Annotated in this window: 24 protein-coding genes; 14 read left to right on the forward strand and 10 right to left on the reverse strand. The window is 69.7% G+C overall.

The window, feature by feature from the left end; genetic code table 11:
• Positions 1–48: 48 nt before the first annotated feature.
• The 4 genes from ABZY89_RS06985 to ABZY89_RS07000 all read right to left on the reverse strand — a co-directional run bounded on the left by ABZY89_RS06985 (position 49) and on the right by ABZY89_RS07000 (position 3522).
• Positions 49–759 (reverse strand): IclR family transcriptional regulator, encoded by a 711-nt coding sequence (locus ABZY89_RS06985; RefSeq protein WP_355225795.1) that lies wholly within the window; start codon positions 757–759, stop codon positions 49–51.
• A 52-nt stretch (positions 760–811) separates the two neighbouring features.
• Positions 812–1804, reverse strand: coding sequence for a DUF5829 family protein (locus ABZY89_RS06990; protein WP_355225797.1), 993 nt, complete (start codon positions 1802–1804; stop codon positions 812–814).
• Positions 1805–1888: 84 nt separating this feature from the next.
• Entirely contained in the window at positions 1889–2527 is a 639-nt protein-coding gene (locus tag ABZY89_RS06995; RefSeq protein ID WP_355225799.1) for a LysE family translocator, read from the reverse strand.
• 74 nt (positions 2528–2601) lie between these two features.
• A complete protein-coding gene (locus ABZY89_RS07000) occupies positions 2602–3522 on the reverse strand; it encodes a LysR family transcriptional regulator (RefSeq protein ID WP_355225801.1) in 921 nt (306 codons plus the stop codon).
• Positions 3523–3606: 84 nt separating this feature from the next.
• Between ABZY89_RS07000 and ABZY89_RS07005 the strand changes: the two genes are divergently transcribed.
• The 3 genes from ABZY89_RS07005 to ABZY89_RS07015 are packed head-to-tail and all read left to right on the forward strand — an operon-like array spanning position 3607 to position 8113.
• A complete protein-coding gene (locus tag ABZY89_RS07005) occupies positions 3607–5664 on the forward strand; it encodes an NADH:flavin oxidoreductase (protein WP_355225803.1) in 2058 nt (685 codons plus the stop codon).
• A gap of 39 nt (positions 5665–5703) precedes the next feature.
• Positions 5704–6996, forward strand: coding sequence for an aromatic ring-hydroxylating dioxygenase subunit alpha (locus ABZY89_RS07010; protein ID WP_355225805.1), 1293 nt, complete (start codon positions 5704–5706; stop codon positions 6994–6996).
• Positions 6989–8113, forward strand: coding sequence for a 2Fe-2S iron-sulfur cluster-binding protein (locus ABZY89_RS07015; RefSeq protein ID WP_355225807.1), 1125 nt, complete (start codon positions 6989–6991; stop codon positions 8111–8113). The genes ABZY89_RS07010 and ABZY89_RS07015 overlap by 8 nt, the downstream gene beginning before the upstream one ends.
• A gap of 27 nt (positions 8114–8140) precedes the next feature.
• Here the strand turns inward: ABZY89_RS07015 and ABZY89_RS07020 are convergent, their stop codons facing one another.
• Positions 8141–8611 (reverse strand): DinB family protein, encoded by a 471-nt coding sequence (locus tag ABZY89_RS07020; protein ID WP_355225808.1) that lies wholly within the window; start codon positions 8609–8611, stop codon positions 8141–8143.
• Positions 8612–8669: 58 nt separating this feature from the next.
• Between ABZY89_RS07020 and ABZY89_RS07025 the strand changes: the two genes are divergently transcribed.
• A complete protein-coding gene (locus tag ABZY89_RS07025; RefSeq protein WP_355225810.1) occupies positions 8670–8864 on the forward strand; it encodes a helix-hairpin-helix domain-containing protein in 195 nt (64 codons plus the stop codon).
• Here the strand turns inward: ABZY89_RS07025 and ABZY89_RS07030 are convergent.
• Complete coding sequence (locus tag ABZY89_RS07030; RefSeq protein ID WP_355225812.1) at positions 8848–9429, reverse strand: histone deacetylase; 582 nt, start codon at positions 9427–9429, stop codon at positions 8848–8850. The two genes, ABZY89_RS07025 and ABZY89_RS07030, sit on opposite strands and share 17 nt — an antisense overlap.
• A 129-nt stretch (positions 9430–9558) precedes the next feature.
• Here ABZY89_RS07030 and ABZY89_RS07035 point away from each other — a divergent pair, with 129 nt between their 5' ends.
• Entirely contained in the window at positions 9559–10044 is a 486-nt protein-coding gene (locus tag ABZY89_RS07035) for a hypothetical protein (protein ID WP_355225813.1), read from the forward strand.
• A gap of 74 nt (positions 10045–10118) precedes the next feature.
• On the opposite strand, the gene recQ is transcribed toward ABZY89_RS07035, so the two are convergent.
• Together recQ and ABZY89_RS07045 are read right to left on the reverse strand one after the other, a co-directional pair.
• Positions 10119–11942 carry a DNA helicase RecQ gene (gene recQ / locus ABZY89_RS07040; protein ID WP_355225816.1) on the reverse strand — a complete coding sequence of 608 codons (1824 nt, stop codon included), beginning with the start codon at positions 11940–11942 and terminating at the stop codon, positions 10119–10121.
• Between the two features lie 36 nt (positions 11943–11978).
• Positions 11979–14459 (reverse strand): MMPL family transporter, encoded by a 2481-nt coding sequence (locus ABZY89_RS07045; protein WP_355225818.1) that lies wholly within the window; start codon positions 14457–14459, stop codon positions 11979–11981.
• A gap of 137 nt (positions 14460–14596) precedes the next feature.
• Between ABZY89_RS07045 and ABZY89_RS07050 the strand changes: the two genes are divergently transcribed.
• The 5 genes from ABZY89_RS07050 (at position 14597) to ABZY89_RS07070 (ending at position 18415) form a co-directional block, all read left to right on the forward strand.
• Entirely contained in the window at positions 14597–15175 is a 579-nt protein-coding gene (locus tag ABZY89_RS07050; protein WP_355225819.1) for a TetR/AcrR family transcriptional regulator, read from the forward strand.
• 59 nt (positions 15176–15234) lie between these two features.
• A complete protein-coding gene (locus ABZY89_RS07055) occupies positions 15235–15699 on the forward strand; it encodes an isoprenylcysteine carboxylmethyltransferase family protein (RefSeq protein ID WP_355225821.1) in 465 nt (154 codons plus the stop codon).
• Positions 15692–16087, forward strand: a complete 396-nt coding sequence (locus tag ABZY89_RS07060) for a VOC family protein (RefSeq protein WP_355225823.1) — start codon at positions 15692–15694, stop codon at positions 16085–16087. The genes ABZY89_RS07055 and ABZY89_RS07060 overlap by 8 nt, the downstream gene beginning before the upstream one ends.
• 369 nt (positions 16088–16456) lie before the next feature.
• On the forward strand, positions 16457–17731 hold the full coding sequence (locus ABZY89_RS07065; protein WP_355225825.1) for a DUF222 domain-containing protein: 1275 nt from the start codon (positions 16457–16459) through the stop codon (positions 17729–17731).
• 387 nt (positions 17732–18118) lie between these two features.
• Positions 18119–18415, forward strand: coding sequence for a GNAT family N-acetyltransferase (locus ABZY89_RS07070; protein ID WP_355225827.1), 297 nt, complete (start codon positions 18119–18121; stop codon positions 18413–18415).
• On the opposite strand, the gene ABZY89_RS07075 is transcribed toward ABZY89_RS07070, so the two are convergent.
• Positions 18416–19327 (reverse strand): hypothetical protein, encoded by a 912-nt coding sequence (locus ABZY89_RS07075; protein ID WP_355225829.1) that lies wholly within the window; start codon positions 19325–19327, stop codon positions 18416–18418.
• 137 nt (positions 19328–19464) lie between these two features.
• Between ABZY89_RS07075 and ABZY89_RS07080 the strand changes: the two genes are divergently transcribed.
• Positions 19465–21126, forward strand: a complete 1662-nt coding sequence (locus ABZY89_RS07080; protein WP_355225831.1) for an FAD-binding dehydrogenase — start codon at positions 19465–19467, stop codon at positions 21124–21126.
• 426 nt (positions 21127–21552) lie between these two features.
• Here ABZY89_RS07080 and ABZY89_RS07085 read toward each other — a convergent pair whose 3' ends face one another.
• Complete coding sequence (locus tag ABZY89_RS07085; RefSeq protein WP_160024812.1) at positions 21553–21876, reverse strand: multidrug efflux SMR transporter; 324 nt, start codon at positions 21874–21876, stop codon at positions 21553–21555.
• Between the two features lie 84 nt (positions 21877–21960).
• On the opposite strand from ABZY89_RS07085, the gene ABZY89_RS07090 reads away from it, so the two are divergent.
• From ABZY89_RS07090 to ABZY89_RS07100, 3 genes are read left to right on the forward strand one after another with little or no spacing between them, the layout of a single operon-like run.
• Positions 21961–22512, forward strand: a complete 552-nt coding sequence (locus ABZY89_RS07090) for a TetR/AcrR family transcriptional regulator (RefSeq protein WP_355225833.1) — start codon at positions 21961–21963, stop codon at positions 22510–22512.
• Positions 22513–22536: 24 nt separating this feature from the next.
• Positions 22537–23244, forward strand: a complete 708-nt coding sequence (locus tag ABZY89_RS07095) for a YoaK family protein (protein WP_355225835.1) — start codon at positions 22537–22539, stop codon at positions 23242–23244.
• Positions 23245–23254: 10 nt separating this feature from the next.
• Positions 23255–23941 (forward strand): NUDIX domain-containing protein, encoded by a 687-nt coding sequence (locus tag ABZY89_RS07100; RefSeq protein WP_355225837.1) that lies wholly within the window; start codon positions 23255–23257, stop codon positions 23939–23941.
• Positions 23942–24102: the final 161 nt, after the last annotated feature.

Raw genomic sequence — 24102 nt, forward strand, 5'->3', positions numbered from 1 at the left:
CTTCCACTCAGCGGAAGTCTCGCCAAAATTTTCCAGAGCCGAAGTTCTTCAGAGCCGCCGCCCGATCGACTGAGCGGCGACGCGGAGTGCGCCGTACAACCGCTGTTCGCTGCCCTTGAGGGTTGCGACCACCAGGCCCAGAGAGGCGATCACCTCGTCGCGCCGGTGGATCGGGACGGCGATCGAGCAAGCGCCGAGGCTCATCTCCTCGCGGGTGGTGGCGTACCCCTTGTCGAGCACCTGCCGCAGCTGTCTGCGGAGGACGCCCGGTTGGGTGATCGTGTAGGGGGTGATCCGGGTGAGTGCGCCCAGCGCCGCGACCTGGATTTCGTCCGGAGCGTGAGCGAGGAGGACCTTGCCCACCCCGGTGGTGTGCAGCGGCAGGCGTCCGCCGACCTTGCTCACGACCGGGACGGACTGGTTGCCGCGCAGCCGGTCGAGGTAGACGACCTCGAGTCCCTCACGCACAGCGAGATGCACGGTGGCCAGGGTTGCGCCGTAGAGGTCGTGGAGGAACGGTTCGGCGACCTGGCGCAACCCGGTCTCGGCAGGGGCCAGGTGGCCGATGTCCCAGATCTTCCGGCCGATGACGTAGTCACCGGAAGGCAGACGCTCCAGAGCACCCCACCGGAAGAGCTCACCCAGGAGCCGATGGGTGGTGGCGAGCGGAAGGTCCGCGCGTGCGGCGATGTCGCTGAGCGACATCGACCGGTGCTGCTCGTCGAACGCGTCCAGGATCGCAAGTGCCCGGCTGGTCACGCTCGCGCCAGTCTGTCGGGTGTTCCCTGCCATTGCTGCGGAGATTACTACCTCAACCGCCGAAGGCGGGGTGGAGCGGTTTGCCGGACCCGCCGGAACGGGTGGTCGCGCCGGACTCGATCGGGTCGAAGGTCCACAGCGCGTACGCCCCCGGGCCGACGTGAAGCGTCGAGTTGCCGATCGTCTCGGTGTGAGGCTCCTCGGCCGCCTCATTGAGGGCGAGGATGATGTGGCGTACGCCTGCCTCCTCGGCCGGGACCGGGAGCAGGCGGATCGTGGTCATGCCGTCGAAGGCGAGGACGCCGCCGTCCTTGAGGACCCGGATGGTGATCCCGGCGGCGCGCCACAGCGGCACCATCTTCTCGATGTCGGCGGCGGTCGTGGCGATCTGGATGCCGATGACGTCGCGCATCTGGTGGTCGAGATAGCGGTCGCGGTTGTAGCGGTCGCGGCTGACGTCGCCCTCGAAGGCGGCGGGCGGGAAGGAGAGCCGCGGGTCATCGAGGAACTCGTCGCGATACTCCATCGCCCAGGAGAAGAAGGTGTCGTAGGTCGAGGTCGTGTAGGCGACGTCGAACCATGGGATCAGGTTGCCGTCGCCGAGGTCGGTCACCTGGGTGAACTCGACCGGGTCGGCGCCGAGGTCGCGCAGGTTGGCGGCCGCGATGGCCAGATCGCCGTCGTTGTCCGCCGAGACGGCGAGCCCGGTGTCACCGGCGACCGCGTCGGGAGCGTCGCCCGGACCGAAGAACTCCAGGTAGGTCTCCTTGCCGAGCAGGTAGCGACCCGTCCAGGTCGAGGTCCCGTCGTTGCCGGTGTTGATCCGGCGGTCGGCGAACTCGCCCAGGTAGTCGGAGTGCTCGATCGCATCGGCCGTCTCCCGGTCGACCATCGCCCAGGCGTGGTTGAAGGCCAGGAGCGGGTCCGGGCGCCCCGCCTCAGCGTGGGCAGCCTCCGTGGCGTCGGCGGGAGTCGCCAAGGCCCCCGAGGTGATGGCGAGTGAGGCGAGCGCGGCCGCGACGAGGCCCGAGAGTGGAGTCCGCATGTGTCCCAGTCTGGGTGACCGAGGCGCTCCTGTCTTCGGAATTCGGCGGCTGGCGGCCGGTTGCCAGCGTTCGCGTCGGGCCGGTCAGGCGCCGTGCGAAGCGGTCGCCATGGTGGCGCCGAGGCCGATCATGACGACGCCGCCACCGGCTCCGAGACTGTCGAGGCGCTTGGGCTTGCGGGCGAACCAGGCCTTGGCCCGGCTGGCCGCGAGGACCCACCCGGAGTCGCAGGTGAACGCCATCGCCGAGAAGATCGCGCCGAGCAGAAGGATCTGGGGCACCGCCGGGGCGGAGGTGTTGATGAACTGGGGCAGGAAGGCCAGGTGGAAGACGATCGTCTTCGGGTTGGTCGCCCCGACGATCATCCCGGTGCGGATCGCGCCCCATGCGGTCGTCCGCGCCACGTCCTCGCCGTGGAGAGCCGCCCGGGCGTCGGCACGGTGGCGGATCGCCTGGATGCCGAGATAGATGACGTACGCCGCACCGACCAGCTTCACGACGGTGAACGCCGTCGCCGAGGCAGCCACCAGCGCGCCGAGCCCGACGGCGACCGCCAGGACCTGACCGAACTGACCCAGCGCGTTGCCGCCGACGGCGAGCACCGCCTCGCGGCGGCCCGCGGTCAGAGCCCGGCCGAGGGCGAAGAGCACGCTCGGGCCGGGGATCAGGATGAAGATGACGGACGCGAGCGCGAAGGCGGCGAACTGGCTCAGGGTGGGCACGTCGATCATTCTGCGGCAGGGTCGTGGTGGCGTACGAATGATTTCTGGTGGGCGAGACGCGGCGGGGATCTGGCCTAGCCGGCATCCATCTCGGCCAGGGAGGTGGCGACCTTTCTGAGCTCAGCGAGGGCACAGGCGATCTCGGGCTGGCGCGAGGTGCCGCTGCGTACGCTGGTCCGGACGTGCCGGACCGGGCTCGCCTCGCCACGCAGCGGGATCCGGACCAGGCCGGCGGCGTTCGGGATCCGGGCGAGGCGGGGGACCAGGGCGACACCGAAGCCGGCGCTGACCAGGGCGGCGCCGGTGTCCCACTCGACGACCTCGTGGGCGTGCTCGGGGGTGAACCCGGCCGCGGCGCAGGCGGAGGTCACCAGCTGGTGGTACGGGCGGCCGGGATGCTCCATGATCCAGTGCTCCTCGGCAGCGTCGGCGAGCCTGACCCGGGATCGTGAGGCGAGCGGGCTGTCGGCGTTGACCAGCAGGTCGAGCGCGTCCTCCATCAGCCGCTCCTGCTCGAACCGCGGGTCGGCGGTCGGCGGCAGCTCCGACATGTTGACCACCACGGCGACGTCGACCTGGTCGGCCAGCAGCATGTCGAAGCAGACCTCTGGATCGGCCTCGATGATCTTGATCGTGGACTGCGGGAACTCCCGCGCGACCGCCACCGCGGCCGGCGGCAGGAGCGCCGAGGCGGCGGTCGAGAAGCCGGCCATCCGCAGGTAGCCGCGGGAGGTGCCCGAGGCCTGCTGTACGTCGGCGCGGATCTCCTCCCACTGCGTGAACAGGTCGTGGCTGCGCTCGAGCAGGGTGAGCGCGGCCCCGGTGAGGCGTACGCCGCGGCCCTCCGGCACCAGCAGCTCAGCGCCCACGTCGCGGGCCAGCGTGCGCAGCTGGTGGGAGATGGCCGAGGGGGTATAGCCGAGATCGGCTGCGGCGGCCGAGACGGTGCCGCGCTCGGCGAGCACCCGCAGCACGTGGAGCCGCTGGTCGATCATGGTTCGATTGTGCAACGGAATCGCACGGTAAATAGCGGAAACGTGCGCTTTTCTTGAACAGTGCCGAGGCGCCACGCTGGTCCTGTGTCCCCCAGCGCCGATCCCCTTCTGGCGAGCTTCCGGCTCCGGAGCCTCACCCTGCGCAACCGCGTGGTGAGCACCTCCCACGAGCCCGCCTACACCGAGGACGGGATGCCGAAGGACCGCTACCGCCTCTACCACCTGGAGAAGGCGCGCGGTGGGGTCGGGCTCACCATGATCGGCGGGTCCGCGGTGGTCTCGCCCGACAGCCCGCCGGCCTTCGGCAACATGCTGCTCTACCGGGACGAGGTCGTGCCCTGGCTGCGGCGGCTCGCCGACGACGTCCACGAAGCAGGCGCGGCGGTGATGTGCCAGATCACCCACCTCGGCCGCCGCACCAGCAACTTCGCCGGTGACTGGCTGCCGCTCGTCTACCCCTCCCGGCTGCGCGAGCCGCAGCACCGGTCGTTCCCGAAGGTCGCCGAGGCGTGGGACGTCGACCGGATCGTGCGTCACTATGCCGAGGCGGCTTCGCGCTGCCAGGCGGCGGGCCTGGACGGGATCGAGATCGAGTCCTACGGCCATCTCTTCGACGCCTGGGTCTCGCCTGCCACCAACCTCCGCTCCGATGAGTTCGGGGGCGACCCGGAGGCCCGGCTCGCCTTTCCTCTGCGGGTGCTCGACGCGATCCGGGCCGCCGTCGGACCTGACTTCATCGTCGGGGTCAGGATGGCGATGGACGAGGACCTGCCTTCCGGCCTGGGCCTGGACGAGACCGAGCAGGTGATGCGCCGCTACGTCGGCGCCGGAGTCGACTTCCTCTCCGTCATCAAGGGAGGTCTCGACACCGACGCCCGCCTCGCCGCGGTGATCCCGTCGATGGGTACGCCCTCGGCCCCGTTCCTCGACTTCGTCGGAGAGGTACGCCGCCGGGTGGATGTCCCGGTCATGCACGCTGCTCGGATCAGCGATGTCGCCACCGCACGATACGCGCTCCGCGAAGGGCTGCTCGACCTCGTCGGGATGACCCGTCCCCAGCTCGCGGACCCGCACCTGGTCGCCAAGGTCGCCCGTGGCGAGGAGGACCGGATCCGGCCGTGCGTGGGGGCGAGCTACTGCCTGGACGCGATCTACGAGTCCGGCGACGCCAAGTGCATCCACAACCCGGCGACCGGACGTGAGCAGTCACTGCCCCACCTCACGCCGCCGGCCCCTCGAACCCGCCGGGCCGTCGTCGTCGGCGCAGGCCCCGCCGGCCTCGAGGCCGCTCGCGTCCTGGGCGAGCGCGGTCACGCCGTGACCGTCCTGGAGGCCGCCGACCGGCCTGGTGGTCAGCTCCTGCTGGCCTCCTCGACCAGCCACCGCCGCGACCTGATCGGCATCGTCGACTGGCGCGTCGCCGAGGCGAAGCACGCCCGTGTTGACTTCCGGTTCGGCACCTATGCCGACGCCGACCTCGTCCAAGGCCTCGATCCGGATGTCGTGGTCGTCGCCACCGGCGGGGTGCCCGACCGCTCCTGCGTACCGGTGGGCGCCGAGCTGGTCAACGACACCTGGGACGTGCTCGACGGGACCCTGACCCCCGGCAACGGCACCGTCCTCGTCTACGACGACAACGGCGCCGAGCCCGCGCTCGACGCCGCCGAGCACCTGGCGACGCTGGGCGCTCAGGTCGAGCTGGTCACCCCGGAGCGTACGGTCGGCATCTCGGTCGGCTCGATGAACAGCCCGGCCTATCTGGGGGTCTTCGCTGCGCACGACGTGACCCTGACCGTGGCCCGGAAGCTGGTCGCGGTGCGTCGGGCCCCGGCAGGCTCCGAACACCGGCTCATCGCCACTCTGACCAGCGAATACGCAGCATGTGCCGAGGTCGAGAGACACGTCGACCATGTCGTGGTCGAACACGGGACCGCCCCCAACGACGAGCTCTACCACGACCTCGTCCCCGGCTCGATCAACCTCGGTGAGGTCGACCAAGCGGCGCTGCTGACCGGCGCGCCGCAGACGGTGTCCCGCAATGCGGCGGGCAGCTACCAGCTGTTCCGGATCGGCGACGCGGTCGCCAGCCGGAACGTCCATGCCGCGGTCTACGACGCGCTGCGGCTGTGCCTGACGATCTGACCCCCACTGAACGTTTCTGAATCTGCCTGGGAGCGATGGATGACAGACCAACTCGTCGGCGAACCATTCGCCGGCCGACGTACCAGAATCCTCGACCACCTCGACCGCAGGACCCCCGGCCACTCGCTGCCGGGTGCTCTCTACACCGACCCCGACGTCTTCGCGAGCGAGGTCGACCTGCTCTGGCGGCGCCGCTGGCTCTTCGTCGGCACCGTCGCCGAGGTGCCCGAGCCCGGTGACTACTTCTCCTTCGACGTCGCCGGCTCCTCGGTGCTGGTGATCCGCGACGACGACGAGCAGGTTCGCGCCTTCCACAACGTCTGCCGCCACCGCGGCTCCCGGCTGGTCGCGCCGGGACACGGCAGCGTCGGCAACCTGGTGTGCGGCTACCACAGCTGGACGTACGCCACCGACGGCACGCTCCGCTACGCGCCCCAGCTCTCGCCGGCCATCGACACCGCCTGCCTCGGCCTGCGCCCGGTCGCGCTGCGCGAGGTCGGCGGGCTGCTCTACTGCTCGCTCGCCGCCGAGCCCGACGGCGACCTGGACGTGGTCGCCGAGCAGGTCCGTGACTACCTGATCCCGCACCGTCTGGACCGGGCCAAGGTGGCCGCGCAGGTCGACCTGGTCGAGGAGGGCAACTGGAAGCTGGTCATGGAGAACAACCGGGAGTGCTACCACTGCGAGGGCGGTCACCCCGAGCTGATCTGCACCTTCTTCCCGACCTGGGGATTGCGCGAGGACCAGATCCCCGACCGGCTCCGGGCAGACCATGACCGCTATCTCTTCGCCGAGGCCGATCTGGCGCGGCGCTGCGACGCTCTCGGGATGCCGTACGCGCTGATCGAGGAGCTCGCCGATCGCTCGTTCGGCTTCCGGATCCAGCGCGAGCCGCTCGACGGGGCGGGGGAGTCCTTCAGCATCGACGGGTCCCGGCTGGTGGGCCGGCTGCTGGGCGACCTCGACGACTCGCAGCTCGGCCGCTGCACCTTCCACACCCAGCCCAACGCCTGGATCCACCTGCTCGCCGACCACGTGGTGACGTTCTCGGTCACGCCGCTCTCGCCCGACCGCACCCTGGTCCGCTCCACCTGGCTCGTCCACGAGGACGCGGTCGAAGGGGTCGACTACGACGTCGAGGCCCTGACCGCGGTGTGGCGGGCCACCAACGAGCAGGACGCCGAGTTCGTACGCAACACCCAGTTCGGGGTCTCCGACCCGGCCTACGTCCCCGGCCCCTACAACGAGGCGGAGCGGCAGGTCGACGACTTCGTGCGCTGGTACGACGCCCAGATCCGATCGGAAGCGCAGAGAGGTGGAGCCGATGACTGAGCCATGGCCCGTCGAGGTGGCGCCGCTGTCGACGCCGGCGCTGCTCTTCGCGGTCCCGTCGCCGCTGGGGGCCGGGATCCTGCCCGAGGAGAGGCCGTTCGAGGGAGAGCTGCGGTGCCGGCGGGTGCGCCGGGTGACCCACGACGTGGTCGAGGTGACCCTCGAGCCGACCGGCGGCGAGAGCTTCGCCTTCGCGCCCGGGCAGTACCTGACCCTTCGGGCGTCGATCGACGGTGAGCCCGTCGAGCGGTGCTACACGATCTCCTCGCCGCCGACCCGCCCGCACCTGCTCACCATCACCGTCAAGCGGGTGCCCGACGGGCCGATGTCCGGCTGGCTCCACGATCGGCTGGCCGCCGGCGACCGGCTGTGGGGGAGCGGGCCGATGGGCGGGTTCTCGGTGCGGGAGCATCCCTCCTCGTCCTACCTGCTCCTCTCCGGAGGCAGCGGGATCACCCCGACCCTCGCGACGCTGCGCACGCTCGCCGATCTCGCCGAGACCACCGACGTGGTCGTCGTCCACCACGCGCGTACGCCGGGCGACCTCATCGAGCGGCCCGAGCTCGAGGCCCTGGCGGCCGCCCATGACGGAGTGCGCATCGTGTGGGTCGTCGACCAGCCCGATGCCTCCTGGTCCGGGCCGACCGGGCTGATGAGCGCCGGACAGCTCGCCGAATTGGTCCCTGACCTGCGTGGACGCGAGGTCTTCTGCTGCGGTCCGTCCGGCTACATGGGGGCGGCGCGGACCGCCTTCGAGGCACTGGGCGGCGAGTCCGAGCGGTGGCACGAGGAGAGCTTCGTCCTCGCTGACGCTCCTGAGGTCGAGGCGCCGGCCGCGGACGGAGCGGCCGGGGCTGCGTACCGGATCCGGCTGCAGCGCAGCGGCCGCGACCTCGAGTGTGCCCCGGACGAGACTGTCCTGGACGCCGTGAAGGCCGCCGGCGTACGCCTGCCGTCATCGTGTGTGCAGGGCATGTGTGGCACGTGCAAGTCGACCCTCGTCTCCGGCGAGGTGGGCATGAACCACGCCGGTGGGATCCGGCCGCGCGAGGTGGCCGCCGGGAAGTTCCTGCCCTGCTGCTCGAAACCGCTCGGTGACCTCGTCATCGACATCTGAGGAGACGCCGGTGCGGGCAGTGCTCGGTCAGCGCCCTGCCCGGATCTGCTCGACGAGGATGTCGCCGTGGCCGGCATGGCGGGCGAGCTCCTGGATCATGTGCGCGTAGATGAACCGAAGCGACACCGCGTTTCCGTGCCAGTCGAACTCATCGTCCAACTCGTGTCCGGCGGCGACCTCGCGGGAACGCTCGCAGGCCGCGCGGTGGGCCGCCCGGACGGACTCGACCGTGTCCTCGGGGTCCAGCAGGAAGCTCTCGTCGACGGTGTCGGGCAGCCCGATCTCCTTGCGCGGCACACCCGCCACCCTGGCGTGGAACCACACCTTCTCCACGAAAGTCGCATGCTTCACCAGCGCCAACGGCGTGGTCAGCGACGGCACCAGCCTCCTTCGCGCCTCCTCGTCATCGAGGTCCTCGAGGATGGCATTGATCTCGCCCCGCTGGGTGTCGACCATGCCATCGAGAAGCGCGCGCTCGTCCGCCTGTCCGATCTTCATGCGGGCAGGCTAGCCGGGCGTCTGCCGCTGCACGCCGCCCGGGCCGTAGCCTGTCCGCATGTCGACGACGAACGACGCGGGACCGGTCTTCGATGGCGTGAAGATCGGTCGCCCCGCGACAGGCGCGCTGCTCGCTGCGGGCTACCGGACGCTGTCGGACCTGCCGGACGACCTGGACGCGCTGCTGACGCTCCACGGCGTCGGGCCCAAGGCCGTGCGCCTGCTGCGCGAGGCGCTCAGCAGCGCTCGCTGACGTACGCCTCGGCCTGCCGGCGATCCCAGCCGCGGGACTCCTCGAGCCCGCGCACGAGCATCGAGACGTATGCAGGCGACGGCTGGGTGTGGGGGACTGCGTCGAAGCCGTGTGGGGCGGTGAAGGTGAGCATCGGGAGGCCGTTGCGGCGGCCGACCTCGATCAGGGTCTCGTAGTGCCCCGGTCCCGCCTCGTGACGGCCCTTCTCGAGCCCGTCGATGACGACCTTCTCGATCGGGTCGCCAGGGGCGGGCAGCCGGTCCATCTCCTGTGCGGCGATGTCGGCGAACTGCTCGGCGGTCATCCGGAAGGCCCGGGCAGCGGTCCACGACCCGCCCGCGTCGTGGTCGTAGAACGCCACCCCGCCGGTCCATGTCTTCGACTCACCCGCGAAGTAGAGCCGTCCGGGGAGGTCGACCGCGACGTCGTCGACCGGCATGGCCGGCGTACGTGCCCCGACGTACGAGCGCCGCGCACCCTCCGGTTGGCCACCGAGGAGATAGGCGCCGAGACGGTCGCGGCACATGTTCGATCCATAGCTGACGTACCAGACCTCTGAACTCATCGCACGGCAGCGTACCGGCCTCGACCCTTGGACGTATCACGGGTTCCCCAGACCGGCGGAGCCGCTGGCTGCCATCATGACCGGCGACCGGTGCGTGCGGATGGAGAGTGTGGTCGCTTGGGTGCTGATATGAGAACCGCAGTGCTGCTGTGTCTGGGTGCGGGACTGATTTTCGGCGCAGGCATGGGAAGCGAGGCGATCGTCGACGCTGTGTCGGTCCACGGTCGCGCAAGAGAGTCGGCGCAAGTTTTGTCGGTCACGGAGAACGACCTAGGTTGCGCGGGCTTCAAGCAGATATCGGACTCCTACGACATCCGCTGGCGGTCCCTGAACGGACCGGACGCTCGTCCTACCATCTTCGAGACCACCGACGGCTGCGACCTGTACCGGGAGGGTGATGTCGTGGAGGTCGTTCGCGTCTACGACGAGGCCGGTGCCGTCGAGGTACATGTCGATCCGCCAGCGTCCGAGGCTGAGGCGATCTTGGTTGGCCTACTCGGGGGTGCCGTGGGTGCGATCGGTATGGGCGTCTTCGTCCTTGTGGTGGCTGCCGTCAGGTTCTTGGGTCAAGGTCAGCGCCGTAGGCGTGTGCGCCGGCATGGCTCCGCGGTCTGACCGCTCTGTCCATGATCGGACGGTGATCTAGACCGAAGGTGCCTCTCGTTTCACCCCTGTCCGACGAGACGGGCTCACGCGGTGAGCGCCGCGAGCACGCCGTCGGCGTACTTCTCAAGCTTCGCCTCGCCGATCCCGCTGATCGTGCCGAGCTCGTCGCGGCTGGCCGGCAGCCGGGTGGCGATCTCGCGGAGCGTGGCGTCGTGGAAGACGACGTAGGCGGGCACGCCCTGTTCCTTGGCGACCTCGCCGCGCCAGGCCCGCAGCCGCTCGAAGACCTCGGCGGCCTCGGGCGAGAGGTCGGCGGCGGCCACCTTCGGCTTCCGCTCCCCGGAGCCGCTGCGACGAGCCTGTCGCGGCGGCTCCTTACGGAGCATCAGCTGCTGCTCCGAGCGCAGCACCGGCCCGGCGGCCTCGGCCACCGAGAAGACGCCGTAGCGGGTGTCGACGGCGAGCATCTCCCGGGCCAGCAGCTGCCGGATCACGGAGTGCCAGTCGCTCTCGGCGATGTCGGTGCCGATCCCGAAGACCGAGAGCTCGTGGTGGCGGAACTGGCGGACCTTCTCGGTCTCCTTGCCCCGCAGGATGTCGACGATCTGCCCGGCCCCGAAGCGCTGCCCGTTGCGCTCGCGGTCGAGCCGGATGACGGTGGAGAGCACCTTCTGGGCCGGCACGGTGCCGTCCCAGGACTCCGGCGTGGCCAGGCAGGTGTCGCAGTTGCCGCACGGCTCGGCTGCCTGGCCGAAGTAGCGCAGCAGCTGCACGCGCCGGCAGTCGACGGTCTCGCACAGTGCCAGCATCGCGTTGAGGTGCTGGCCGAGCCGGTGCTTGTGGGCCCGGTCGCCCTCGGAGGTCTCGATCATCTGCCGCTGCTGGACGACATCGGCCAGCCCGTAGGCCAGCCACGCGGTCGACGGCTGCCCGTCACGCCCGGCCCGGCCAGTCTCCTGGTAGTAGCCTTCGACCGACTTGGGCAGGTCGAGATGGGCCACGAAGCGTACGTCCGGCTTGTCGATCCCCATCCCGAAGGCGATCGTGGCGACCATGACGATGCCGTCCTCGCGCAGGAAGCGGGACTGGTTCTGCGCACGGGTCCTGGCGTCGAGACCCGCGTGGTAGGGGAGCGCGGGGATCCCGGCGCCGACCAGGGTCGCGGCGGTCCGCTCGACGGAGTTGCGCGAGAGGCAGTAGACGATGCCGGCCTCGCCCGGGTGCTCGGTGCGGATCAGGTCGAGGAGCTGCTTGGCGGGCTTGTCCTTCGGGGCGATCCGGTACTGGATGTTGGGCCGGTCGAAGGAGGCCACGAAGTGGCGGGCGTCCTCGAGGTTGAGCCGGGTGGCGATCTCGCGCCGGGTCTCGGCGGTGGCGGTCGCGGTCAGCGCGATCCGCGGCACCTCCGGCCAGCGCTCGTGCAGGTGGGAGAGCTGCAGGTAGTCGGGGCGGAAGTCGTGACCCCACTGGGAGACACAGTGGGCCTCGTCGATCGCGAAGAGCGAGATCTTGGCCTGGTCGAGCAGCCGGCCGGTCTCGGGCACCCGCAGCCGCTCCGGGGCCAGATAGAGCATGTCGAGCTCGCCGGCGAGCAGCGCCTTCTCCACCTGCTGCCGCTCGTGGGGCATCTGGGTGGAGTTGAGGAATCCGGCGCGCACCCCGAGCGCGGAGAGCGCGTCGACCTGGTCCTGCATCAGCGCGATCAGCGGCGAGATGACCACCCCGGTCCCGGCCCTCACCAGGGACGGGATCTGGTAGCACAGCGACTTCCCGCCACCGGTCGGCATCAGGACGAGCGCATCGCCGCCGCCGGCGACGTGCCCGATGATCTCGGCCTGGTCGCCGCGGAACTCGTCGTAGCCGAAGACGCGGCGCAGTACATCCAGCTCCGGGGTCAGCTCACTCACGCGGGTGAGCCTATCGGCCGCCACCGACGGTCCTCCTCAGACCGAGATCGTCTCCCGCTTGACCGTGGCCTCGCCGACGGCGGTGGCGCCGTGGGCGCGCTCGAGCCCGGCACCCTCGACGTCCACGTTCGGCAGGATGCGGTCGAGCCACTTCGGCAGCCACCAGGCGGAGCGGCCGAGCAGGTGCATCAGCGCGGGCATCAACAGCATCCGGACGATGAACGCGTCCAGCAGCACCCCGAGCGCGAGCCCGAAGCCCATCGAGCGGATCATCACCGACTCGGCGAAGATGAACCCGCCGAAGACGGAGACCATGATCAGGCCGGCCGCGATCACGACCGAACGCCCGGCACGGAAGCCCTGGGCGACGGCGATGCGGGCCGGGGCGCCGTGGACGTACGCCTCACGCATGCCGGAGGCCAGGAACAGCTGGTAGTCCATCGCCAGGCCGAAGAGGATCCCGACCAGCAGGATCGGCAGGAAGCTCAGGATGGGGCCTGTGCTGTCCAGGCCGATCCACTCCGCGCCGATGCCCTTCTGGAAGACCGCGACCACGACGCCGTACGTCGCCAGCAGCGAGAGCACGAAGCCGCCGGTCGCGATGAGCGGGACCAGGATCGAGCGGAAGACCAGGATCAGGATCAGCAGCGAGAGGCCCACGACGACGGCGAGGTAGGGGAGGAGTACGTCGTTGAGCCCCTGCGACACGTCGATCGCGACCGCGGTGGCGCCGGCGACGCCGAGCGTGATGTCGCCGTTGACCGCCGGCATCTCCCGGATCGCGTTGACCAGCTCGTTGGTCGAGACGCTGTTGGGGCCTTCCTCGGGGACGACCTGGAAGGCCGCCGTGCGACCGTCCTCGGAGACCGCGGCCGGAGCCACGGCGCGTACGTCATCGAGGTCTGCCAGCGCCTTGGCGACCGTCAGCTGCGATCGCTGGATGCCGGCCTCGTTGAGGCCGTCGGGCAGCTCGGCGGCGACCAGCAGCGGGCCGTTGGCGCCGGCGCCGAAGCTGTCCTCGGTGATCGTGTAGGCGGTCTTGGCCAGCGAGCCCTCGGGCTCCGAGCCACCGTCGGGCAGGCCGAGGCGCATGTCGAGGGCGGGGACCGCGAGGGCGAGCAGGGCGACCACCGAGGCGACGACCGTGACCAGCGCGCGCCAGGTGGGCATCGGCTTGGCGTGGGCCTCGGCCGCGTCCTGCTTGGCGACCTTCTTCCGGGCGCGCTTGGAGACGATGCGGCCACCGACGAGGCCGAGGATGGCCGGGGTCAGGGTGATCGCGACCAGGACGGCGATGGCGACGCAGGCCGCGCCGACCGAGCCCATCAGGCCGAGGAACGGGATCCCGGTCATGTTGAGGGCGACCAGCGCGACGATCACGGTGGAGCCGGCGAAGACGACCGCCGTGCCGGCGGTGCCGTTGGCGAGCGCGATCGACTCCCTCACGTCGGCGCCGTGGAGCAGCTGTTTGCGATGCCGGTTGAGGATGAAGAGCGAGTAGTCGATGCCGACGGCCAGGCCGAGCATCAGGCCCAGGATCGGGGTCATCGAGGCCATCTGCACGACGCCGGAGAGGGAGAGCGCGCCGAGCGCGCCGATGCCGACTCCGGTCAGCGCGGTGACCAGCGGGACGCCGGCGCCGATGATCGTGCCGAGCATGACCAGGAGGACGATCGCGGCGACGCCGACGCCGACGATCTCACCGGGACCCATCGGGTTGGGCGCCTCCTGGGAGATGTCGGAGGAGACGCCGATCTCGACGCCGTCGATCGGGTTGTCGGTGAAGTGGTCGACCGTGGCCTTCTTGGTCTCCTCGGACATCTCCAGACGACCGACGGAGTAGGCGACGTTGACCAGGGCGGCCGAACCGTCCGCGGAGACCATCCGGATCTCCTCGGAGAGCTCGAGCAGCTCGGCGCCGTTCTCGGCCTTGGCGGTGTTGGCCTCGAGGTCGGCGGCGCTGTCGTCGAGCTTGGACTGCTGCTTGTCGAGGGCGGCCTGCTGGGCGTCGATCTGGGTGGTCGGCATCCCGGCGGCCTGCAGCTGGGCGCGGGCCTTGTCGATGTCGGCCTGCGCCTTGTCGAGCCTGGCCTGGGCGGTGTCGAGCTGGGTCCGGCCGGCCTCCAGCCTGGCCTGGCCCTCGGTGACCTTCTCGGCCTGCGCCTTGCGCTGGGCCTCGGTCTGGAACGGGTCGGTGACCGCGGCGACGTCGGGGAGGTCCTCGGCGCTGGTGATCAACGCCCGGATCTCCTGCTTCTGGGTCGCGCTGAGCGGGGTGCCGTCCTCGGTCTGGAAGGCGATCGTGCCGGAGCCGCCGGCCAGGTCGGGCAGCCCCTCCTGGAGCTCGTCGACCACCTCGGACGAGGGCAGCCCCGGGATGTCGAAGCTGGTGGTGAGCTCGCCGGACCAGGCGACGTACGCCCCGGCGGCGCCGGACAGCGCCAGCACCCAGGCAAGGATCACAAGCCAGGCGCGGCGCGCGGCCGACTTGCCCAATCGGTACAACAGCTCCGCCATGACGGCATCCCTCCGGTAATACGCAACGGTGCGTCCAGTTAATCACCTGTACGCCGACGGACAAGGGTTGCTGAGCGAGTGATGTGTCACACCTGTGCCGTGGCCAGGAGATGCCACGGGCTCTTAGGATGCCGTTCATGCCAGCGTCAGCAGGAGTGCGCCGAAGGGGTGCCGTACGCAGCGAGGAGGCTCGCATGGCGGTCCTCGACGCGACCGGGCGGCTCTTCGCCACCCAGGGCTACGACCACCTCACCATCGAGGGAATCGCGGCCGAGGCCGGTGTCTCCAAGCAGACGATCTACCGCTGGTGGCCCTCGAAGAGCGCGGTCGTCGCCGACGCCCTGATCGAGGACCTGCTGCTGCCGGACCACCCGGTCGTACCGGACACCGGGGACATCCGCGCCGACCTGATCGCCTGGATGCAGAGCCTCATCGACCTCGTCGCCCAGCCCGGCAACGACGGCCTCGTCCGCTCGCTCGTCGCGGCTGCCTGCGAGAACCCCGACATCGGCACCCGCCTCAACGACGCGCTCGGCATCACCGCCACCGTCTCCACCCGGATCGAGGCGGCCGTCGAGGCCGGCCAGCTGCCCGCCGACCTGCCGGTCAAGGAGTTCGTACGCGCCCTGGTCGGTGGCTTCGTGCTCTACTCCCTCGAGCGCACCGAGCCCGCTCCGGACGTCGCGGAGCGGCTGGTCCGCGCGCTCTTGCACTGAGCTTCTCTTTACCCAAGAAAGAGGGGGTGCGTGTCCCTGGGCGGCACTACGGTGAAGGCATGCCGAAGGTGCCGCCGCCCGTCTACGTCGCCGCGGGCCTGGTCGCCCAGCATCTGCTCGCTCGGGGCCGCCGACCGACGGTCGTGCGGTCCGTCGCGGCCGGTCTCCTCGCGGCCGGCTCGGTCTGTGTCGCGGGCGGAGCCGCCCGTGCGTTCAAGCACAAGGACACCACGTTCAACCCGCTCGAGCCCGAGGGCGCGACCGCGGTCGTCACCGACGGGCCGTTCCGCTACACCCGCAACCCGATGTACGTCGGCATGGCAGGTCTCCTCACCGCCCACGCCGTCCTCCGCGGTGGCTGGCTTCCGCTCGTCCCTGTCGCGGCCTTCGTCGCCGTCATCGACCGCACCCAGATCCCCGCCGAGGAGCGCGCCCTGTCGTGGAGCTTCGGCGACGCGTACGACTCCTACCGGAGCGCCACGCCCCGCTGGCTCGGCCCGGTCCGGGGCGTCCCGCGTGGCTGAGCTCCTCCACACCGTCCTCGACACCACCGACGTACGCCGCCTCGCCGAGTTCTACCGCCAGCTCCTCGGCCTCGTCTACCGGCCGGGCGACGAGGAGCCTGGGGACGACGACTGGCTGGTGCTCACCTGGCCCGACGGGCGTCGGGCTCTTGCGTTCAACCGGGTCGACGAGTCCGAGATGGCGCCATCCGACTGGCCTGCTCCTGGGGCGGTCAAGCACATGCATCTCGACACGGTCGTCGGGTCTGTCTCGGAGCTCGATGCTGAGCATGTTCGTGTGCTCGGGTTGGGGGCTTCGCTGCGTCTCGATCGGTCTGAGGATCGTGATGAGCCGTTGCGTGCTTATGCCGATCCTGACGGGCATATTTTCTGCATCTTTGTCGGCTGATCTTCTTCGGGGTTGGGGTGGGCCGCCGACCCGTTCTTGAGGGTCTTCTCGACGGTCCCCGGAGTCAAGGACGGCCTTCGGCCGCCGGCTTCGCCGGCCGCTTCGCGGTCCTTGACACCGGCGCCCGTCGAGAAAGATTTGGCTGGCTATCGGGGCGGCGGCCCGGGTGTGGCGCAGCGGATTCTTGTTTGGGACGGGTGATGTTGGTGGGGTGAAAGGGTGGCCCTTCGGGCCACTTACCATCCACAGATTCCAGGCCGTTCGCTCACCGCGAAAGTGCTCGCTGACCAGGGGAAATAGGTGGTCAAGCGCGCGTCGGGAGGGTAAAATCAGACCCATCACAGCACGCCTCTAAAGGGGAGGATGGCGATGAGTCTCGGCCGCGACATCGACCACTGGGGCACCAACCCCGGCGACGCGATCGACGCTGCCTTGAAGGCCATCGAGACCGCCCTCCAAGACCTGCTGGCCACCGATCCCGCCTACTGGCGCGCCGAGCAGAAGAAGGACCTCCTCGAGCGGTTTGAGAAGCTCCAGGCCCAGCAGGCCGCATTGAAACTCCGAGTGCTCGCGTCTGCCGGAGATATCGCCGAAGAGACCGGCGCCAAGGATGCGTCCGGGTGGATGCGCGCCGAGCTGTTGGTCGACAAGGCCATGGCCCGCTCGCAGATCAAACTCGCAGCAGGGATGGCGAAGTACGTCCTCGTGGCTGCTGGTCTCGCAGATGGTGTCGTGTCCCTGGACAAGGCGAGGGTGATCACCAAGGCGCTCGACAAGATCGACACCAACCCGATCGCGAGTGCTGAAGACCTGGTGCTCGCCGAGAAGCTGCTGGTCGACTACGCCACCCGGTTGACCGTGAACGAGCTCCGCGTCGTCGGCAAACGGATCTTGGCCGAGGTCGACCCGGCCCGGTTCGAGGACGCCGAAGCCAAGGCACTCCTTGCTGAGGAGGAACGCGCTCACCAGAAGACCGCGTTGCGGGTGTGGGACAACCACGATGGCACCATCGGGTTCGAGGGTGTGTTGCCGGTCTCGATCGGGATGCGGTTCAAACGGCTGGTGGAGGCCTATGCCCAGCCCCGCAAGCAGCAGCTGGTCGGCAAGGGTGCGCCGCTGCCTCCGTGGGAGCGGTTGATGGGCCAAGGCTTCGCCCGGCTGCTCGAGACCGTCGACCCGGCGGCGTTGCCTCGCCATGGCGGCGACGCGACTACGGTCAACGTGGTGATCAGTCTCGACGAGCTCCGCAAGGACCTCGGCATCGCGACCCTGGGCTATGACGAGACCAACGGCACCACCATCTCCGCGGCCGAGGCCCGGCGGATGGCCTGCAACGCGACCATCATCCCCTGGGTGTTGGGCGGCGACGGTGAGGTTCTCGATGCCGGTCGGGGCAGTCGGTTCTTCCAGCCCATCCAACGCAAGGCCATGCGACTCCAGCAGAAATGCTGCCAAGCCGAAGGCTGCGACATGCCACCCGAATGGTGCGACGCCCACCATCTAGACCCTTGGGCCGCAGGCGGAAAGACCAACCTCAAGGACGGCGCCCTGTTGTGCCCGCATCATCACCGTCTCGCGCACAACCCTGCCTACACACATGAGCGACTACCGGATGGCACCATCCGGTTCACCCGCCGCCCCTAACCGGCTGCGCTGGGACCCTCTCGACTCCGCGCTCGCCGCTTCCCTGCTGGCGGGGACATCTCCCCACTGTGGTGAAGGTTCCCCACGCTCCGGACGGTGGGGAAGCTCCGCATACGTGGGGAACTCTCCGGACCAGGGGGGGAACTCGTGACCCGGCCGCACCGAACCCGACCCTGTCGAAGCCACGGCTCACTTGTGAACGGTTCACAAGGTTGCGCCCACTGACGTAGGCGCCGACGAGGCGTGAGCCGCCGGGCGCGCAGCCGGCCACTGATCCCAAGCCCGTACGCAACTGAATCTGCTGCGCCAAACAGTCCCACGAGACACAGCACGCAAGCGACAGTGAGACCCCGCGTACGCCCTCAGCGGGTAGGTGAGAATGGGGGCGTGAGCGAGATCGAGTACGTAGACAACCCGGCCAGGCATCGCTACGAGATCCGTGACGGCGAGACCGTCGCGGGGTTGGCGGTTTACCGGCTGCCCGACGACGAGCATGTGGACTTCCTGCACACGGAGGTCAAGGAGGCCTACAACGGGCAGGGGCTCGCCTCGAAGCTGGTGGCGTTCGCGCTGGCGGATGTGAAGGCGAAGGGGAAGCGGATCATCCCGCATTGCCCGTACGTCGCGAGGTGGCTGAAGCGGCACGGCGACGAGTACGCCGACATCACCGACTGGCCGGCCTGATCAGAGGGAGTCTGCCGACTTCCGCGGCTCCAGGCCGAGCTTGGCCAGGGGAGTGCAGGTCATGTGGGCCGAGGGCCAGGTCTGGCCCCGGGAGGAGCCGCGGGAGTAGGGCCTGGCGCCCGACTGGTAGGTCACGAAGAACTCGTCCCCGACCTCGGCGATACCCTCGGCCAGGTTCGGGAGCCACTGCAGAGCGCGGGGCCGGATCGTGACCCGGTCCTGCACGATCAGCTGGCTGCGTTTGGCCGGGCCGCGGTTGACGCTGAAGACGTACTCCTCCTCCCGGACCACGACGCCCTGGGTGCCGACGGGGGTGCGTACGCCGATCGGGGTCTTGATCTGCCAGGTGTCGTCCTTGCGGATGTACTTGTAGAGGCGGTTGTTCGCGTGCGACCCGACGTAGAGCAGGTCCTTCGCGGCGGCGAGGTAGGAGCCGGCGGCGAGCGCGACCAGGGGGGAGACGGTCGAGACGGTCGAGAGCGGTTCGGCGTGGACGATCTGGGTCAGTGAGTAGCGGTAGAGGCGGGGCGGGTTGCCCTCGCGGCACACGTAGACCTCGTCTCCGATGACCGCGACGCCCCCGGCGTTGACCGGGCCGCTGACGCTGCCCTTCGGCCCGCCCAGGTAGACGGCGTTGATGAGCTCGCCCGATGGCTTGTCGACCAGAGCCAGCGCGGAGCCGAGCTTGTCGCCGTAGTAGCCCTGCAGGAGGAGCTCGGCCTCGGGGGAGTAGGCCAGGCCCTGAGGGATCCAGCCGTGGTCCTCGTCCCCGGTGAGCACCCCGGCGGTGGCGATGTGCGGGATCAGCGGACCGAGTCTGCTGCCACTACGGCCCAGCCAGGTCTCGGTGCGGTCGATGCCGCGTTGGACCCACTTCTGCTGCCTCTTGGCCATCACCTTGGGGTCGATCACGATCAAAAAATCTATCCGCTCGGACACCGATCGGCGATCGCTTCGGGGCGCGAGTCCGACAACTGTCCACCTGACGGAACGGTCGGGCGACAGGTTCCATGTACTCGCGGGTAGATATGGTGGCAGGATCTGCCGACATGACGAAGCACGCCGACGTGATCGTGGTAGGAGCCGGCCTCGCCGGCCTGGCAGCAGCGGCCGAGGTCGCCGACGCGGGAAAGAGCGTTCTCCTGGTCGACCAGGAGCCGGAGCAGTCGCTGGGCGGTCAGGCCTTCTGGAGCCTCGGCGGGCTCTTCCTCGTCGACAGCCCCGAGCAGCGCCGGATGGGGATCAAGGACTCACCCGAGCTGGCGCTCCAGGACTGGATGGGATCCGCACAGTTCGACCGTGACGAGGACCTGTGGCCGCGACGCTGGGCCGAGGCGTACCTCGATTTCGCGGCGGGCGAGAAGCGGTCCTGGCTGCGCCAGATGGGCCACCGGATCTTCCCGGTCGTCGGCTGGGCCGAGCGTGGCGACGGCCGCGCCGACGGTCACGGCAACTCCGTGCCGCGCTTCCACATCACCTGGGGGACCGGGCCGGGCGTGGTCGAGCCGTTCGAGCGGCGGGTTCGCGCTCACGCCGACACCGGCCGGATCACCTTCGCCTTCCGGCACCGCGTGGACCATCTCGTGGTCGAGGACGGGGCGGTCGTCGGCGTACGCGGCAAGGTGCTCGAACCCAGCGACATCGAGCGTGGGCACGCTTCCTCGCGCACGGAGGTCGAGGACTTCGAGCTCAGCGGCCAGGCCGTGATCGTCACCTCCGGCGGCATCGGCGGTGACCACGACCTCGTCCGCAAGCACTGGCCCGCCCGCCTCGGCACTCCGCCGAAGTCGATGGTCTCCGGCGTCCCGGCGCACGTGGACGGCCGGATGCTCGCCATCACCGGAGCGACCGGCGCCAAGATCATCAACGACGACCGGATGTGGCACTACGTCGAGGGCATCCGCAACTGGGACTCGATCTGGGCCAACCACGGCATCCGGATCCTGCCCGGCCCCTCCTCGCTGTGGCTGGACGCGACCGGCAAGCGGCTCCCGGCGCCGTTCTTCCCCGGGTTCGACACCCTCGGCACGCTCAAGCACCTGCGCCAGACCGGCTATGACTACTCCTGGTTCGTGCTGACCGAGAAGATCATCAAGAAGGAGTTCGCGCTCTCCGGCTCGGAGCAGAACCCTGACCTGACCGGCAAGGACATCAAGCTGCTCGCCGAGCGGGCGCGCAAGGGTCCCGGCCCGGTGAAGAGCTTCATGGAGCACGGCGAGGACTTCGTGGTCGCCGAGAACCTCACCGCGCTGGTCCACGGCATGAACGGCCTCGCCGAGAAGGACCCGACCGGCCCCCAGATCAACGAGAGCGAGCTGCGCCGGATCCTCGAGGCCCGCGACCGCGAGATCGCCAACAACTTCACCAAGGACGCCCAGATCACCGCGCTGTACGCCGCCCGCCACTACCGCGGCGACAAGCTGCAGCGCACCGCCAAGCCCCACCGGATCCTCGACCCCGAGGCCGGCCCGCTGATCGCGGTCAAGCTGCACATCCTCTCCCGCAAGACCCTCGGCGGGCTCGAGACGGACCTGTCCGGCCGTTGCCTGACCGCCGCCGGCACCCCGCTTCCGGGGCTCTACGCGGCCGGCGAGGTCGCGGGCTTCGGCGGCGGCGGGATGATGGGCTACAACGCGCTCGAGGGCACGTTCCTCGGCGGCTGCCTGTTCTCAGGACGTACGGCTGGCCGAGCGGCGGCTGCCGCTCTGTGAACACAGTTTCCACGGAGGATGCGCTGTTCCTGGTCGCAATAGCTGCCGCGCCGCTGATCAGCGGAGTCTCGCTCTGGAAGTTCTGGCACGGGCCTGGATGGATCACCAGGCGGGCGGGGCTTCGAGAGGTGCTGACACATCGTGGCGGTGTCTATGTTTGGTACCCGTTCACCGCTCTTTCTGGCTCTTTGGCGATAGGTGGTTTGGTGCTCGTTCTCTTCGCCGAGGAGGGAACTCCGCTCAATGATCCCGTTGGATTCACCATGAGTGCTGCGATCGGCGTTTCGTTCTGTTGGTTCATCAAAGAGCTCTGCTACCCGACGATGCGACTGACCCCGCCGTGGGTCCTGGACGAACTGCGAAAGGACCGCTTCCTGGCCACTCTCGTTTTCGGTGAGCGCCGAGCCGAAGCGCTCGGACACTGGCTCAGTGGGCGCCGGAGAGGTTGAGCCCGACCACGCCGACGACGATCATCGCCAAGAAGCCGGCCTTGGCGGCGGTGAGGTGCTCACCGAGGAACATCACGCCGATGCCGGCGACCAGTGCGGTGCCGAGGCCTGACCAGATGGCGTACGCCACCGAGACCGGCATCCGCTCCACGACCACCGAGAGCAGCCAGATCGAGGCGCCGTAGCCGGCCAGGACGGCGACCGACCAGCCGAGGTTGCGGAAGCCCTCGGTGCGGGGGAGCAGCGCGGTGCTGACGACCTCGATCGCGATGGCGGCGACGAGCAGAATGGCGGCGTACATCTTCGGGTCCTCCTGGGGCGCATGTAGCGACTGCTACATCATGCCAAATGTAGCAGTCGCTACATGTTGGGCATAATGCTTTTCATGGACCGCAAGGAGGAGCTCCTCGGGCAGGTGGTCGACCACGTGCTCGAGCACGGGCTGATCGGGCTGACCCTGCGTCCGCTGGCGGCGGCGATCGGCACCAGCGACCGGATGCTGATCTACCACTTCGGCGGTCGCGACGAGCTCGTCGCCGCGGTGGTGGCACGCACCAACGAGCTCTCGGTCGCGGCGGTCGCGGCGCTGGAGCCGGCCGATGACGTACGTGCCGGGGTGGGTGCCCTGTGGCGGGCCTACCGCACCGAGCCGCTGCACAGCTGTCTGCAGATCTACCTCCAGGCGGCCGCGACCGGGCTGATCGGGATGGAGCCCTATCGCTCGGTCGTCCGGGAGACCAACGAGCTGTGGTACGCCGCGCTGCGCGACTACATCACCGCCTGTGGCGCGCCGCCCGAGCGTGCCGGCCGGATCGTCACGCTCGTCGACTCGTCGCTGTTCGGCTTCCACCTGGACCTGGCCACCGACCGGCCGGACGAGCTCGCCGCCGGTGTGGCCGATCTCGCCGCGGCCGCGGGAGCGATTGCCGAGGGCTGATCGGGGGTCCGGCACAATGCGCGGGTGAACTCGCTGCTGAAGACCATCCCCGCCGACCGCATGCATCTGTGGCTGATGCTCGTGCTCACCTTCACCACAGGCATCAACGACGCTGTCGGCTACCTCGGTCTGGACAAGGTGTTCACCGGCAACATGACCGGCAACGTGGTCATCCTCGGCATGGCGCTGGTCGGCGACACCGGCCTGCCGGTCATCGGGCCGGCGCTGGCGCTGGTCGGGTTCATGGCCGGCGCCGCGCTGGGCGGGCGGGTGCTGAAGGCCGACAAGCAGGCCTGGAGCGCGCGTACGACCATGCTGTTCTCGCTGGTCGCAGTGGTGATGCTGGCGCTGGCCGGGCTGCTCTTCGTCACCGGGGACGAGCCCTCGAGCGCGGTGATGATCACGACCACCACGCTCGCCGCGGCCGCCATGGGGACCCAGGCGGCGGCCGCTCGCCACATCGCGGTCAAGGACGTGACCACCGTCGTCGTCACCAGCACGATCACCGGCCTCGCGGCCGACTCACCGATCGGCTCCGGCAAGGCGTCCTTCCGTGGCGGCGGCACCGCGCGGCGCGTGATCACCATCCTGCTGATCCTGCTCGGCGCCTCCGCCGGCGCCGGGATGCTGCTGTGGCACACCGGCGGCGGCCTGCTGCTCGCCGGCATCCTGATCGGGCTCGCCACCATCCTCGGCGCCTGGCACGCCCGGGTGCACCGCTCGATCATCTAGGGTCTGCCACGTGGAGTGCCCCAAGTTCGCCGTGAGCGTCGATCTCGTCGTGCTCACCGTTCGTGACGACGCGCTCTGCGCCCTGGTCGTACGCCGTGGCATCGAGCCGTTCGAGGGCGACTGGGCGCTGCCGGGCGGGTTCGTCCTCGACGACGAGGGCCTCGAGGAGGCGGCGGCGCGCGAGCTCGCGGAGGAGACCGGCATGCGGCCGGGCAGCGTGCATGTCGAGCAGCTGGCGACGTACGGCTCTCCGGGGCGGGACCCGCGGACGCGGGTCGTGACCGTGGCCTACCTCGCCCTGGCGCCCGACCTGCCGGTGCCCGCGGCGGGTTCGGACGCGGCGGACGCGCAGTGGTGGCCGGTCGACTCGCTCCTGGCCGGCGGCGGCCTCGCCTTCGACCACGCCGCGATCCTGCGTGACGGCGTCGAGCGCGCCCGCTCCAAGCTGGAGTACTCGCCGCTGGGCGCGGCGTTCTGCGCCGAGGAGTTCACCGTCGCGGAGCTGCGCCGGGTCTACGAGATCGTCTGGGGCGAGCGCCTCGACCCCCGCAACTTCCATCGCAAGGTCACCAAGACCGAGGCCTTCCTCGAGCCCACAGGCACCACGACGACCCGGGACGGGGGCCGGCCGGCGCAGCTCTTCCGCCGGGGCTCCGCCGAGCATCTGCACCCGCCGCTGCTGCGTCGTACGACCTGACGGTTTGGTCACCGAACGGTCTCGGGCTGATCACGAACCGATAACGGCGAACCCGGTGTGGCAGACGGCACACGCGACGCGTCCGAGCGCGTCGGGTAACTAGACAACAGCCACGGCATCCTTGTCCAGCGGACGCCGTGTCTCGGGACCGTACGCCCTGG

The organism is Nocardioides sp. NPDC006303, assembly GCF_040613175.1.
In the GTDB taxonomy this organism is placed as follows: domain Bacteria; phylum Actinomycetota; class Actinomycetes; order Propionibacteriales; family Nocardioidaceae; genus Nocardioides.

Coding starts and splice junctions, on each gene's coding strand:
- ABZY89_RS07065 (WP_355225825.1), top strand. CDS start 16,457: ATGAGTCTCGGCCGCGACATCGACCACTGGGGCACCAACCCCGGCGAC.
- ABZY89_RS07045 (WP_355225818.1), bottom strand. CDS start 14,459: ATGGCGGAGCTGTTGTACCGATTGGGCAAGTCGGCCGCGCGCCGCGCC.
- ABZY89_RS07020 (WP_355225808.1), bottom strand. CDS start 8,611: ATGAAGATCGGACAGGCGGACGAGCGCGCGCTTCTCGATGGCATGGTC.
- ABZY89_RS07090 (WP_355225833.1), top strand. CDS start 21,961: ATGGACCGCAAGGAGGAGCTCCTCGGGCAGGTGGTCGACCACGTGCTC.
- ABZY89_RS07000 (WP_355225801.1), bottom strand. CDS start 3,522: ATGATCGACCAGCGGCTCCACGTGCTGCGGGTGCTCGCCGAGCGCGGC.
- ABZY89_RS06990 (WP_355225797.1), bottom strand. CDS start 1,804: ATGCGGACTCCACTCTCGGGCCTCGTCGCGGCCGCGCTCGCCTCACTC.
- ABZY89_RS07030 (WP_355225812.1), bottom strand. CDS start 9,429: ATGAGTTCAGAGGTCTGGTACGTCAGCTATGGATCGAACATGTGCCGC.
- ABZY89_RS07050 (WP_355225819.1), top strand. CDS start 14,597: ATGCCAGCGTCAGCAGGAGTGCGCCGAAGGGGTGCCGTACGCAGCGAG.
- ABZY89_RS07010 (WP_355225805.1), top strand. CDS start 5,704: ATGACAGACCAACTCGTCGGCGAACCATTCGCCGGCCGACGTACCAGA.
- ABZY89_RS07080 (WP_355225831.1), top strand. CDS start 19,465: ATGACGAAGCACGCCGACGTGATCGTGGTAGGAGCCGGCCTCGCCGGC.
- ABZY89_RS07085 (WP_160024812.1), bottom strand. CDS start 21,876: ATGTACGCCGCCATTCTGCTCGTCGCCGCCATCGCGATCGAGGTCGTC.
- ABZY89_RS07055 (WP_355225821.1), top strand. CDS start 15,235: ATGCCGAAGGTGCCGCCGCCCGTCTACGTCGCCGCGGGCCTGGTCGCC.
- ABZY89_RS07035 (WP_355225813.1), top strand. CDS start 9,559: ATGAGAACCGCAGTGCTGCTGTGTCTGGGTGCGGGACTGATTTTCGGC.
- ABZY89_RS07015 (WP_355225807.1), top strand. CDS start 6,989: ATGACTGAGCCATGGCCCGTCGAGGTGGCGCCGCTGTCGACGCCGGCG.
- ABZY89_RS07025 (WP_355225810.1), top strand. CDS start 8,670: ATGTCGACGACGAACGACGCGGGACCGGTCTTCGATGGCGTGAAGATC.